Genomic DNA, 13,051 nt, shown 5'->3' with positions numbered 1-13,051 from the left:
CCCACGCCTTGGCGCTTGGCCAACCGCCGTCGTCCGCGACGTTGCCGGTCTTGAGGCCGCGCCGGAAGCGCGGCCTCGCAGTTCCTACTTCAGGCCGTCCCAGGCCTTCTGGATATCTGCAGCGACCGTGTTTGCATCCTTTCCGACGACATAGTCGATCATGCCGGTCCAGAACGCACCGGCACCGATCTTGCCGGGCATGAGGTCGGATGCGTCAAAGCGGAACGTCGTGGCGGTCGTGAGGATCTCTCCCTGTTTCTTCAGCGGTTCGTTGGCATAAGCCTCGACATTGACCCCCTTGTAAGGTGTCAGGAACGCGGCCTGGGCCATCCAGACCTCGTGAGCAATCGGCGTCTTCAGGAATTCGACGAATGCCTTTGCGGCGGGGGAATCCTTGGTGATGGCGACGAGAGTTCCCGCACCGAGCACCGGAGTGCCCAAATCGGCCTTGGCTTCATAGGTGGGCATGTAGAAGAAGTCCGCATCCGTACCCAGTTCGGTACCCTCCGGGAAGAATGAGGGAATGAAGGACGCCTGATGGTGGAGGTAGCATTTCGGCGGAATGCCGAAGAGCCCCTTCGGGCTATCGCGAAAATCCGTCGAGGTGACGGCCGCGACGCCGCCGCTGACATACTTCTCGTTTTTGGCGAATTTTCCGAATTCGTCGATCGCGCCGACAACGGCCGGGTCATCGAATTTGATCTCGTTGCTCACCCACTTGTCGTAGGTTTCTGCCGGCTGGGTGCGCAACATCATGTCTTCTACCCAGTCCGTGGCCGGCCAGCCTGTCGCACCGCCCGAGCCGAGGCCGATGCACCATGGCACACCGCCATCTTCGACGATCTGGTCGCTGAGCTTGATCAGGTCTTCCATGGTCTTGGGAACTTCGTAACCCGCTTCCTCGAAGTTTTCCGGCACATACCAGACCAACGACTTCACATCGGCCTTGTAGGGGAATGCATAAAACGCCTCGGCGGCATCCTTGCCCTTGTAGGTGCCATATCCGACCCAGCTTTCGCCGGCTCCATAGTTTTCCTTCAACCAGTTGGCCGTTTCGTCACCGAGTGGCGTGAGGAACCCCTTCGACGCGAGGTCGGCCAGAAGACCCGGCTGCGGGATGATGGCAATGTTCGGCGGAGAACCTGCCTGCGTGTCGATGACGATCTGCTGCTCGTAGTTCTCGGAGGACGAGTAGCGGCCATCCACCCCGGTAGCGGCATTGAAATAGGCCAGGACGCTATTGAACAGGATTTCATCCTCGCCACGCCAGGGACCGAACAAGGTCAGGCTCTCCCCCTTGATGTCACCATGCGCGGCCTTGAATTCCTCGAAGCTTTGCCAGTTGAAGCGCGCGTCCTCGCCCGGCGCGAATTTCAGTTCCTGCGCTCCTGCACTACCGGCGATCAGGGCGGCCATTGCCGTCCCCATCCAGAATGCTCTGCTCATTTAGATAGCCTCCCTTGGATCCCACTCCCCATGCGCCGGTCGGATTTTCTGCATGATTACAAACCCCGGCACATATCGATGCCTACTGATCTGTTCCTCACCGCGCGACAGTCAAGGGTCGTCGATGCAGTGCACCCGGAGCACACGCTATTCGTGCACATCCTATGCCCGCAATCAAGCTGGGTGGATTCGGCTATCCGGAACGGGGCGGCGTATCAGAACTTCGGCGTCGGGCGTCCGAAGGTGCGGCAGGCGGCAACGACCGTGTTGGCCATCAGCATGGCGATGGTCATCGGGCCCACTCCGCCCGGGACCGGCGTGATCGCGCCGGCGACTTCCGAGCATTCCCGATAGTCAACATCGCCGGTGATCCTGGTACCGCCCTCGCCCTTTTCAGGCGCAGGTACGCGGTTGATGCCGACATCGATGACGGTGGCACCGGGCTTCACCCAGTCCGCCTTGACCATGTGCGGCCGCCCGACCGCGGCAACGAGAATATCCGCATGGCGGCAGATCGCGGCAAGATCCTTGCTGCGCGAATGCGCCATGGTGACAGTGGCGTTGGAGGATAGCAAAAGCAGCCCCATTGGTTTCCCGAACAGGTTCGACCGGCCTATGACAACGGCGTTCAGGCCGGACAGATCCGTGCCATGGATCTTGTTGATGAGGAGCAGAGCCCCTGCTGGCGTGCATGAGATCAGACCACTCGCCAGATCGCCCGTCGCCAGCTTGCCCGCATTCACCACGTTCAGTCCATCGACGTCCTTCTCCGGCGCGATGGACTGGATCACGGGTTCAGACTGGAAGTGCTTCGGCAGCGGGAGCTGAACGAGAATTCCGTGAATTGCGGGATCGGCATTCAACTCCGCGACCAGACACTCGAGTTCTTCCTGCGTGGTTTCCTCGGGCAGGCTGTGCTGTATGGAGTTGAAGCCGCATTGCTTCGCCATCTTGCTTTTCGAATTGACGTAAGCGTGGCTGGCAGGATCATTGCCGACAATCACAACCGCGAGACCCGGCTTTACGCCGACATCCTGCTCCAGGTCCTGCGAGGCACTGGCGACCGCTTCGATGACCGATGCCGCTGCCAGTTTTCCGTCAATGATAGTGGCCACGCCCATTTCCCTTCGCTGCGAATGAAGCCGATCCCAAGCCGGTGCAAGGAGAGTTACTGCACACGCCGTATGCGTCGCCAAGGCGGCAATTGCAAGAAGAATGCCGCTGGCGGATCAGCTGCGCCCAGAGGTGTTTTTCTCCACCCGGCCACGGAGGGCTGCGAGCTGGCGCTGCAGTTCCCAGACTTCCTGTTCCCACTCGAACCGATCGTTGTCGGCCTGGATGGTCGGAGGGGATGGACGCTGTCCGCCTGAGTGAGCCGTATCCGGCGACGCCTCCCCGGCCAGTGCCGCGGCGATCAGCGGTGGAAGCGGTTGGTGCTGATCGGCCGGGATTGCATTCCCGTACAGGATCTCGCGGATTTTCTCCGAGAACAGCCCATCCGCTGCAGCATGCTCCTGCTCTTCATATGCCACCGTTGGCTCTGCAGAGGGATGCGGCAAGGCCTGAAAAGAGGATGCGCCTGTCTCCAACGAAGGAGGTGAGAATTCGGACAAGGGTTCCAGTCTGTCGCGCCACACGGCCAAATCGAGCTCCGCTTCCTCGTCATCCCTCCAGCGGGTACGCCAGAGGGACGCCGCCAGCGGAACGGAAAGGCCGATCAAGGCTCCCAATCCCATGATGCTTGCAGTTGACCACTTGTGGGCCTCCGCTTGCACCAGAGCCGGTTCGCTCAGCAAGGTCAGCAACAGTGGCTCCTGCGTTCCATTCGCGGGACCATCCTGCAGCGCCTTCTCGTAGGCCTGGCGTGCGACGAGAGCACCGTCCTCAAGAGCATTCAAGCGTTCGAGCGATCCGTCAGGTTCCTTCACTCCCGCCGCCTGACGCGCCTTCATCTCGCCGATCTGCGTCGACGCCGCCTGTTGCTGCTGCCGCAGCTCGGCCCCGAGCTTGGCCACAGCAATCTCGATGTCTTTCGATGCGGCGTCCGCCGCCCCCCTTGCGCTCAGCAGTCGGGGGTGGCGCGGGCCGAGCTGAATGGAGAGCTGCTCCAGCAGGAGCTTTGCCTCGACATGCCGTTGACGGTGATAGTCCAGCGCGGTGAACTCGAGACTGTCCGGTAGATGCTGTGTCAGCACATCCGCAACACTCATGTCGGCGACCCGTCGCAGTTTCTCGGCGATCCCGGCAAGGCGGGCTTCACGCGAGGCAATCTCGTCAGCCAGGGCGCGGGCTTCACGCTCGCCTTGCCGAAGCGCAGCCAGCCTTTGTGGTCCGATGTCCGCCGTGAACGCGGTCAATGCAGCTTCCGCCTCCTCAGCGGCCAGACGCAACTCATCGGCTCCGCCGCTGTGCGAGCCAATACCGGATACCGCGGCCTCCGCGCTCAGCCGAGCGGCCACCGTGTTGGCCAAGCTCAGCGCTGCGACCGCATCATCGCCAGCAACGCTGACAATCAGCGTTTCGCCCGCTGTGTCGGATCCAAGGGAAATCGATCCGGCCAGTCGCTTGCGCAACGCAGCCTCCCTTTCGGCCACCGTTGTTTCGCCACCGATGATCAGGTCTTTGGCAATCTCGAAAGCGGTCGTTCCGTCGGAGGTCCATTCGCTGTCCGACCGCATTCTCAGATCACCGATCACCCCCTCCAGAAAGGGCTGGGAACGAACCCGTTGCGAGAGTGTGGTGAACGCGGTTGCACTGAGTGCTGCTCCGTCGACAGCGAGCATGGCTTCCGCCCGCGTCTGAGGACGCCACAGGTCCGTCAGAGGCGGCGCCAGAAGCGCTCCCGTCGCCGCGGCGAGGAGTGAGAGAACAAGACGTGACATCGGGACCGCGTATCCAAGGCGCAGTAGCGCGCGGGTGGAAACAGCCCGGCAGCGTCTGAAGTTGTGGAAGATCATAGCCAAGCTCATCAGGCCCCGCTCACGATCCGAGCCGCATCAAGATGAACAGAAGTTAAAGAAAAATGGCAAACAAACCGTTAATAATGGCGGCGCGCGCGAGGATCACGCTGCCTTGGAAGGTCTGCCTTCGTCCGGTATCCGACGCGAGGCCGTCGCCGCCACCCGCTGATCGGCCAAAGCAACCGAGGCCGCCAGTCCCTCTCCCGAAAAGACCGCCAGATTGTAGCGGACATCCGCCAGCTGAACGTGATCGCGGATACCGACCGCTTGCCCGGCGACGATGACGAGATCGACTGCCGATGCCTGCGGAAGCCGTTCCGCAACCAGGTGATGCCATGGCGTATGCGCTTGCAGATGGTCGCGCAGCATCTGTGCGCTTCGTTCATCCGGCCCCATCACCAGAACCTTCAAAGGCCGTTCGACAAAGGTCAACAGGGACGGCACGAATGTCTCCCGCCGGACGTGGGCGGTTCCTCGTGCGAAAACGCGTTGACCAAGGAAGCGCATGATCGTGCCGCCGGACAGCAGAAGCATCTGATGCCTCAACCGGCGGCGATACTGTTTGTCCACCAGCTGCCGGACAAACGAACGCCCGTCGAGAAACGACAGTTCCGAACGGGCTCCGGGCTGGGCGAGCAATTTCTCCACGAGAGTGAACGTGGCACCCAGATCGCCGTCGTGCAGGGGGATGCCGAACAATCTTGTTCTGGCCCGCAGAGGAGCGGACTTCCGGATATTTGCAACATCCGCCGGCGCCCAGCGCGTCGCGCCGGTTCCCATCAGGTAGTCATGGAGCAAGCTTGCTACGCGCATACGATCACCGAACCCTGCCAATCACCAGATCCCTAGCAGGCGGCAGTGAACGGCCTCATAAGCCGATCGTTAAACCTTGAACGAAGGTTGGAGAGACCCGAAAAATATCATTTCTTGGTCGATGCCGGCTCTTCGATCACAACACCCTCGACGATCTTTGTGGGAACGACGGGTCGCTTGCCTTCACGCGCAACGTTGGTGCGGATGTCTTCCTTCGACATGAAGTCGAGCTGCTCCACGATCACTTCCGTAACCATGCCCTCTCCCATCCTGCGGTTCAGATCATCCTTGACCTTGGCGCGGAAGGTATCGAGGTCGAAGTCACCGGGATTGCCGAGATCGATCATCTTCTCCCCGACGAGCAGCGTGAAGAGCTGATCCGTGGTCAGCTCGGTCAACGGCAGATCCACTCCGGCGATCTTCTGCTTGTCCATCATGAAGGAGAACCGACCGAGAAAGTAGCCGGTTATCATCCCGTCCGTGATGACGGGAATGGTAAGAGATTCGCCCCGGACGAGTTGGAGCGCTTCCTTCCTTGCGGCCTCTTCGTCGACCGACGGCGGGGCCGACATCCGGACCGAGAAATAGACTGCCCCAAGCGTGATGAGGCAGACCCAGAGACCGGTAAGAAACAGCTTGATCATCACATCTCGCTGTAGGTGAATTGTTCCTGGGTATAGGTGCCGTCGCCGTCCGCGTCGCGAGCCGCACTTTTCAGGAGATCGGCCACAGCGCGCACTGCGTGAAGGTGTGCTTCAACACGACGGGCATTGGTGGCGAGCTTGTCCTTCAGATGGTGCATCTGCTCGATATGAGCCACCGCAAGCTCCTTGGGATCCGTGCTGCGGAACAGCATGGTTAGTTCGTAAAGGCAACGGCTCTTGTGGGCGTTGGAGACCTTGAGGTCGAACTCCGCGTCGTTGCCCAGCCGCTGGTTTTCGTTGTCAACGATCATCTCCAGCCGCCCGAGCACCGTCTTGATGCGAGAATCGTTCGTAGCAACTTCCATGTGTCTTACCTCAGTGTGGTTCATATCAGGCAGCACCTTTGTCCGTGGGTGAAAGATCGAGTACCTGACGTTCAAAATCCGTGACCATTCGCATTGCGCGATCACGATCACTCTCGTTTGTCGCTGCGTTGACTACAGCCCCTTCGGAACGAGCCAGCGCCTGCGAGAACATCTGTTCCGCAATGCCGATTCCACCGTTCCGGGACATGCCGTCGGCGATCTGCTCGGCCATCATGCTCTTCCAGAACTCGCCGGCAGAACCCTTGCCGTAAACCTGCTCGCTATCGCTCGGCAGCATCGAATTCACAAAGTTCTGCAGGATGCCCGCCTCGAACTGGCGGTATTCATCCGGCATCTTCGCCACGCCCTTCGACGGCTCCGGATTGCCAAGACCAGCCTTGGTGCCCGGGGTGGAAATGATGTCGAGTGCGGCGCCAAATCCGGCGCCGACTTCCGCAAGGCTATTGGCTGCAAAGGCCGCCTTGTTCGCCTTCAGCTTCGCCTGAGCTTCCTGCACTTCTGCCGGATCGGCGGCACGCACGACGTCTAGGACAAGATCGCTCGGAGGTGAGATCGCCACATCGATTCCTTTCGCCATGCCGCGACGTCGACTCGGATGTCGTCGCGGCAGCAACAATCTGAAAATGCTCTTGTATTTCCGATCGCCATGCGGCGGCTGTCATACAGTGCCGGTGACTATGACGACTGAAGCTTGCTGGAGGCTGACGAAGCTAGCGTAATCTCTAATAGATCGTAGATGGCCTGATCCGAGGCTTCGCGATCTTCCAGATCACGGGCTTCCTTCATGTGCTCTTCGAGCCGGTCCGCCTTTGTGCGTTCCTTGAGCACTTTCGTTTCCTGCATCTGCTGGATGTTCTGCAGCTGGGTTTCCTTGATCGTAAGGCGACCGAAACGTTCGGCATAATTCTGTGAGAATTGCCGATGCACAGGCTGCATGGAACCCATCGCCTCGATCACCACCTCCATGGACCGGGCGACTTCCTGGCGATGCTGCGTGGTCGTCGCAAGCTCCTGCTCCGCCATCTTCTCCAGGTGTCGCTGAACGACCACGAGCCGCTTCAGCTTCTTCGAACGGCTCAACCCATCGGCCATCGGAACCTCAGAACGAGAGAAAGATCGGCGCAAACCCATCCGCAAACTGGCGGACCAGGGCTGCGATCGACAGGTAAAGAAGGAATATTCCACCCGCGAGCAGGAACGGTGTCGAGATAAAGAACACCGGTATCTGCGGCGCGAGCTTGTTGATCAGGCCGATGCCGACGTTGAACATCAGACCATAGATCAGAAACGGACTCGCCAGACGCAGCATCAGGTCTGTCGATGCCCGCAACGTATCGGTCAAGGTGATCAGCATCTTCTGCGGATCCACCACGTTGCCGACCGGCGTCGCCGCATAGGATTCCACCAGCGCCCGAAAGACGATGTGATGAAAGTCCAGCATGAACAGCATCAACAGCGCGCAAAAGCTCAACATGCTGGTCAGCGGGTTTTCGGACGTGTCCTCGAGAATATCCATACCACCCGGAGCACTGAACCCGATGGACATCGCCACGATCGAGCCGGCGTATTGCATTCCGAGCGTGTAGAGGCGGGCGATCAGCCCATAGACGACACCGATAAGCGTCTCACTGACGATCAGGCCGACATAGGTCGCGTCCGGCGAGGAGGCACGCGGATAGATCGTATCCCACAGGAGCGGCAGGACGGCGACCGATACCGCCACCGCCAGGAACAACCTGATGTTGGCGGCAACGCGAGCGCTGCCGAATCCAGGCAGGACCATGATGCATCCGCCCATGCGGCAGAATGCGAGAAACAACGCGAGAATGGTCCCTTGCGGGTCGGCTAGCATAGGGGCGATCCCTGTGGGGTTCGGCCATCAGGAGATGGCGCCCAAAATCTTGATCTCGAGTCCCTTGGCAAGTTCAACGTGAGAGAGAACAGGAAGCGTCGCGAAGAGCCGCTCGATAATCATGCGCACATAGGAGCGTGTTTCCGGCGACGTGACAAGGACGAAGGGCAGTCCACGGTCCATGAATTCACGGATAACTTTCGTTGCCTGCTCGCTGAACTCTTCCAGGCTGCGTGGATCGATGTCGAACTCCACGACTTCGCCCTTTCCATCGCGCTTAAGCGCCTGATGGAAGATCATGTCCCACTTCGTGCCGAGTCGCAGAACCCGCAGCACGCCATTGTCAGCCAGATCGCCGCACAATTGCTGCGCCATGCGTACGCGCACATGCTCGACGATCTGCTCAGTCTTCCGGACATGGGGCGCGAGTTCGGCGACCGCCTCGAGGATGAGATGCAGGTTGCGGATGGAGACCCGCTCCGCGAGCAGCAGCTTCAGCACCGCCTGCAGGCCGGAATAGGACATGTGCGACGAGCAGATCTCATCGGCGAGCTTCTTGTACTCCGGATCAAGGCGATCGATGAGGATCTTGACGTCCTTGTAGGAGAGCAACTGCGGCAGGTTGTTGCGGATAACCTCGGAAAGATGCGTCAAAACCACCGAAACGTTGTCGATCGGGTGGAAGCCCTCCCGCTTCAGATCCTCGGAAAACGTCTCGAGGATGGAGACTGCGGGCATGCCGAACGCCGGCTCCCTGATATCGTCGCCGGGAATGCTCGGCTTGCGGCCCGAACCGGTGACAACCAGAACGTCGCCAACCCGCAGATTGTTCGACGCGATCGTCGTGCCATGGACCCTGATCTGGTAGGATTTCTCCGAGATCATGATGTCGTCGGACACTTTTATCTCCGGCACCACGAAGCCATATTGCGTCGCGAACTTCTTGCGCATCTTGCCGACACGGAATGCCAGCTCCTGATGCGCGCCCAAGAGGCGGGTCGAAACCTGCTTGCCCAGCGCCAGCTCGATTTCTGCAGTCTTGAGGGCGCCCTTTACGGAATCCTTGTCGGCTTCCTTGTTCTGGACGACCTTCTTTTCCTCGTCTTCGCGACGAACCTTGTTTTCTGCTTCGATACGGCGCGGCACGAGCCAGGCGCCAAATGCCATGACGCCACCAAGGGCAACGAACGGCAGGAAAGGCAGGCCCGGCACGAGTGCCAGCAGACCCATGAGGCTGGCGGCCATGAACAGCGCCCTGGGATAGCTGCTCAGCTGGTCCACGACAGCCTTGTCCGTGGAACCTGTGGTGCCGCCACGAGACACCAGCAAGCCTGCCGCCAGCGAGACGATCAGTGCAGGGATCTGCGAAACGATACCATCACCGACAGAAAGCTTGACGAAGACGTCGGCCGCTTCGCCGATTTCCATGCCGTGACGGAAATAACCGATGATGATGCCGCCGAAGATGTTGATGGCGGTGATGAGGAGGCCGGCGATCGCATCGCCGCGAACGAATTTCGAGGCACCGTCCATGGCACCGAAGAAGGAGCTCTCCTGCTCAAGCTCACTTCTGCGGCGCTGCGCTTCCTTCTCGTCGATGATACCGGCGGAGAGATCGGCGTCGATGGACATCTGCTTGCCGGGGATGGCGTCGAGGGTGAATCGCGCACCGACTTCCGCGATACGGGTCGCACCCTTGGTGATAACGATAAAATTGACCGTGATCAGGATCAGGAAGACGATAACCCCGATGACGAAGTCACCAGACATCACAAGGCTGGAGAAGCCCGCAATGACGCCTCCTGCTGCGTCATGGCCTTCGTGACCATGCGTCAGGATCACGCGGGTCGTCGCGATGTTCAACGACAGGCGGACCATGGTCGCGATCAGGAGGATGGTGGGAAATGACGAGAAATCCAGCGGTCGCTGAATCCACAATGACACCATGAGGATCAGAACCGAGAAGGCAATCGAGAACGCCAGACCCAAGTCGATAAGGAATACCGGGATGGGAAGGAACAGGATGCAGAGGATCGCGATGATCCCCACGGCAAAGCCGATATCCCGGCCGTTCGGAGTTACCTTCGGAATTGATAGTGCAGGTGGTTGCGCCATGATGCATCCGTCTCTTCATGAGATGGTGGCAGAGATTCTGCCAGTTCAGCGCTTAGGTAACCTGCGAAGCTTGTGCGAGGATGGGCCTCGCGGGCCGACATCAGAAGCCGGATTGCACCCGCGAAAACACGAGATTTGAGAAAAGATTGATCTGGGCGCCGATGAAGGGCGCGGAAACGCCTATCGCAATCATGATGGACACGATCTTCGGAACGAAGGTCAGCGTCATTTCCTGAACCTGCGTCAAGGCCTGGAGGATGGCAATAGCCACCCCCACGACCATGGCAGTCATCACGGCGGGACCTGAGGCCACAAGAATGGTCCAGATCGCCGCCTGCATTATATCAAGGGCATCGGCTTCGTTCATCTCGCCAACTCCGGCCCGAATCATTCAGGCCTCAAGAAACTCAAATCGTGTCGGGCATTGTATCGTCGGCTGGATCGTCCGTCGATGGTGGTGTGTCACCAGATGAGCCGTCACCGGTCTCAGGGGTAGCCTTGATCGGTTCGTTGGAGAAGACAACGCCGGCCTGCAACAGAACCTTTTCGTTCGCTTCCGTGATGACGATAACGCCGTCGGAGTAGACTTCGACTTCCCTGACCTTACCCATGACCTTGTCGTCAGCGCTCTGGACGTATTTGCCAACCAGGTCACCTGCCCGCGTAAGGGCTTCGGCCTGCAGCATGCTGCGCAGATGGGAATTCGTCTGGATCGTCTGTTCAACCTGCGAGAATGTCGCGAGCTGCGAGATTTGCTCGGATGCGTCCATGGGCTCCGTCGGATCCTGGTTCTTCATCTGAGCGATGAGGAGCTGCAGGAAACTGTCGTAGTTCATGTTTGCCTTGTTGGCATCGTTGGTCGTCGCGCCGGCATTGGCCCAGGGATTGGATGCCGCCGTGGTTACTGGATCTACCGCCATGGAGCGATCTCCTTGCGAATCTGTTCGATCGTCGCGGGTGTCATTTCCTGGTCGTGCAGGATACGGTCCTCAAGCGGATAGAGCGAGCGGATCGCCTTCAGGGCGTCGAAAGCCCGGCCAGATGCGACCATGCCATCGACACGCTTCAGTTCGGCGAGGATCTCGTCATTCTGGAAGCAGTTCAGAAGCATGCTTACCGACTTGCGGAAGAGCGTCACGGACTGCTCCTTGCCTTCCGGATTGATCAGTATCATCTGGGCGATGAAGTAGAGCTGCCGTAGTGGAGTGTTCGCGTCTTCGGGTTGAAGAACGTGGTTTTCCAGAAGGAACGTGACGTCGTTCAGGAATTCCAGAGCCACCTTGCGATCGACGCGTAGGACTGCACCGTTGATAAAAATGCGTTCACCGGATTTCAGTGAGATTCGCAGCGTACTTTTCATTTAAGTCCATCCTTGATGATGGTGGTCACGTCGATGATGCCTTGGTAGTTCTCGGACTTTCGTGTCCTGATCTGCTCGCATTCCTTCAACATCCAGATAGCAATGGAGATCAGGTTCGCTCGCAGTTCGGCACCCAGTTCGTTTTCGGGCTGCTTAAGGTCTTCGATGAGGCGCAGCCAAACACGCCGCGTGTAGTAGACCGCCTCCACCGTCTTGCGTGAGTACGCCCCCTCGTCGCGCGCTGCTACCAAGAGTTCGATCGACCGCTCCAACGCCTGGCGTTCACGGTCCTTGGCGTCCGCGACGCCATCCTCCATGATCTCGGCGTATGAAAACTGGTACATTCATGTATCCTTAATTTTCATGCACTTCCTCAGTCATTTGAGGAAGTTGACTAAGCTCAACTGCTGCAGGCGCGCGGTTAGTGTGTAGGATGCCTCGATCAGAGCCTCGAGCCCCTTCACTCGCGTCGACGCTTCGTAGGCGTCCACGGATTGAAGATCGTTAAGGTGCGTTTCAATGATCTTGTTCTGATCCTGGAGGGATACATCGGCCTTCTTCACGCGCTCGGAAGAAAGGCCAAGCCTGGCCCGTTCGGCATCCAGCCCACCCTTGGCGGTGCTGACGAAATTCATAATTTTTCCCTGCGCCAGATCACGTCCCGCAGTCGATGTTTCGCTGTTGATGAACATCTCGGAAGCGAATGAGGCCAGAACGAAATCGCGCATGGGGTTCGCGTTTGCGTTTGTTGACGTCTCCACTATCTCGGACTGGCTGATGCGGCTCTTCATGTTGGTGTCGGAGGCATTCGAGACGAAGGTCGTCCAGAAATCCTCACCCGCGATGGCGGGGGGTACCGGCGTCAGCGCCTGCGTGCCGTCAAAAATGCCTTCCAGCTGGGTCATGAACGCGCCCATCTGCGCATCGGTCAACGTGGCCTTCGTCGCAGGCGGGACCTGCGCCGCCAGGAAGAGGTTCAGTTCGCGCTCGATTGCTGCGCGTGCGCCAGAGGCCGGATCGGCAATCTCCTCAAAAGGCATCACGTCGGAGTTGATGCCTGCGAACAGGTATTCTCCAGCAACAGAAGTGTTGGCGAGGCTGGCAAAGGCGTTCAAAGAGCCGCGGATGGTCGCCTGGTAGGTCTCGATACCCTTCGAATCCTCGCTGCCTCCCAGGGTGATAAGGCCCTGGGTGATTTTATCAGCGATACTCGCCATTTCCGCCAAGGCCTCTTCCGAGGCTTCCAGGCGCTGCGTGGCCAGCGAATTGGTCGACAGCGTCGACTTGATGCGCAGGATGTCACGGGTAAGGTCGAGGCTGCGGGCGGTCGTGGCACCAAGTGCAACGCCGACGTCAGAGTGGCGACCGGTGGTCACCTCCTGTTGAGCGGCAACCATGTCCTGCTGCGCCCTCGCAACAGCGTAGCGCATCGTGGTCTGCATGCTGAGTGATGAAATGAAAGAGGTTTTCATTTG

General features: G+C 59.3%; 15 protein-coding genes. All 15 read right to left on the bottom strand.

Annotated features, from left to right (window positions below):
- Positions 1-84 precede the first annotated feature (84 nt).
- The 15 genes from LH464_RS09365 to LH464_RS09295 all read right to left on the bottom strand — a co-directional run bounded on the left by LH464_RS09365 (position 85) and on the right by LH464_RS09295 (position 13,048).
- A complete protein-coding gene (locus tag LH464_RS09365; RefSeq protein WP_226786103.1) occupies positions 85-1,446 on the bottom strand; it encodes an ABC transporter substrate-binding protein in 1,362 nt (453 codons plus the stop codon).
- 215 nt (positions 1,447-1,661) lie between these two features.
- Positions 1,662-2,561: a bifunctional methylenetetrahydrofolate dehydrogenase/methenyltetrahydrofolate cyclohydrolase FolD gene (gene folD / locus LH464_RS09360; RefSeq protein ID WP_226786102.1), complete on the bottom strand. Its 900-nt coding sequence runs from the start codon at positions 2,559-2,561 to the stop codon at positions 1,662-1,664.
- A 114-nt stretch (positions 2,562-2,675) separates the two neighbouring features.
- Complete coding sequence (locus LH464_RS09355) at positions 2,676-4,328, bottom strand: hypothetical protein (RefSeq protein WP_226786101.1); 1,653 nt, start codon at positions 4,326-4,328, stop codon at positions 2,676-2,678.
- Positions 4,329-4,508: 180 nt separating this feature from the next.
- Complete coding sequence (locus tag LH464_RS09350) at positions 4,509-5,219, bottom strand: hypothetical protein (RefSeq protein ID WP_226786100.1); 711 nt, start codon at positions 5,217-5,219, stop codon at positions 4,509-4,511.
- Between the two features lie 107 nt (positions 5,220-5,326).
- Positions 5,327-5,863, bottom strand: coding sequence for a hypothetical protein (locus LH464_RS09345; RefSeq protein ID WP_226786099.1), 537 nt, complete (start codon positions 5,861-5,863; stop codon positions 5,327-5,329).
- Complete coding sequence (locus tag LH464_RS09340; protein ID WP_226786098.1) at positions 5,863-6,228, bottom strand: hypothetical protein; 366 nt, start codon at positions 6,226-6,228, stop codon at positions 5,863-5,865. Before LH464_RS09340 ends, LH464_RS09345 begins: the two co-directional genes overlap by 1 nt.
- A gap of 25 nt (positions 6,229-6,253) precedes the next feature.
- Positions 6,254-6,808, bottom strand: coding sequence for a rod-binding protein (locus LH464_RS09335; protein WP_226786132.1), 555 nt, complete (start codon positions 6,806-6,808; stop codon positions 6,254-6,256).
- A gap of 116 nt (positions 6,809-6,924) precedes the next feature.
- A complete protein-coding gene (locus tag LH464_RS09330) occupies positions 6,925-7,341 on the bottom strand; it encodes a hypothetical protein (protein ID WP_226786097.1) in 417 nt (138 codons plus the stop codon).
- Positions 7,342-7,348: 7 nt separating this feature from the next.
- Entirely contained in the window at positions 7,349-8,101 is a 753-nt protein-coding gene (gene fliR, locus LH464_RS09325; protein WP_226786096.1) for a flagellar biosynthetic protein FliR, read from the bottom strand.
- 27 nt (positions 8,102-8,128) lie between these two features.
- On the bottom strand, positions 8,129-10,216 hold the full coding sequence (flhA, locus tag LH464_RS09320) for a flagellar biosynthesis protein FlhA (RefSeq protein WP_226786095.1): 2,088 nt from the start codon (positions 10,214-10,216) through the stop codon (positions 8,129-8,131).
- Positions 10,217-10,316: 100 nt separating this feature from the next.
- Positions 10,317-10,583 carry a flagellar biosynthesis protein FliQ gene (fliQ, locus tag LH464_RS09315; protein ID WP_226786094.1) on the bottom strand — a complete coding sequence of 89 codons (267 nt, stop codon included), beginning with the start codon at positions 10,581-10,583 and terminating at the stop codon, positions 10,317-10,319.
- A gap of 40 nt (positions 10,584-10,623) precedes the next feature.
- Positions 10,624-11,136 carry a flagellar hook assembly protein FlgD gene (gene flgD, locus LH464_RS09310; RefSeq protein WP_226786093.1) on the bottom strand — a complete coding sequence of 171 codons (513 nt, stop codon included), beginning with the start codon at positions 11,134-11,136 and terminating at the stop codon, positions 10,624-10,626.
- The gene (gene flbT / locus LH464_RS09305; RefSeq protein WP_226786092.1) at positions 11,127-11,576 is read right to left on the bottom strand and encodes a flagellar biosynthesis repressor FlbT; all 450 of its coding nucleotides are present in this window, start codon (positions 11,574-11,576) and stop codon (positions 11,127-11,129) included. The genes flgD and flbT overlap by 10 nt, the downstream gene beginning before the upstream one ends.
- A complete protein-coding gene (gene flaF / locus LH464_RS09300; RefSeq protein ID WP_226786091.1) occupies positions 11,573-11,920 on the bottom strand; it encodes a flagellar biosynthesis regulator FlaF in 348 nt (115 codons plus the stop codon). The genes flbT and flaF overlap by 4 nt, the downstream gene beginning before the upstream one ends.
- Before the next feature lie 33 nt (positions 11,921-11,953).
- Positions 11,954-13,048 carry a flagellar hook-associated family protein gene (locus LH464_RS09295; RefSeq protein ID WP_226786090.1) on the bottom strand — a complete coding sequence of 365 codons (1,095 nt, stop codon included), beginning with the start codon at positions 13,046-13,048 and terminating at the stop codon, positions 11,954-11,956.
- Positions 13,049-13,051: the final 3 nt, after the last annotated feature.

Source organism: Pseudorhizobium xiangyangii (genome assembly GCF_020531965.1).
Lineage (GTDB): Bacteria > Pseudomonadota > Alphaproteobacteria > Rhizobiales > Rhizobiaceae > Neorhizobium > Neorhizobium xiangyangii.
Note: the sequence above shows the minus strand (reverse complement) of the source record. Positions and strands in the feature narration are given on the sequence as shown.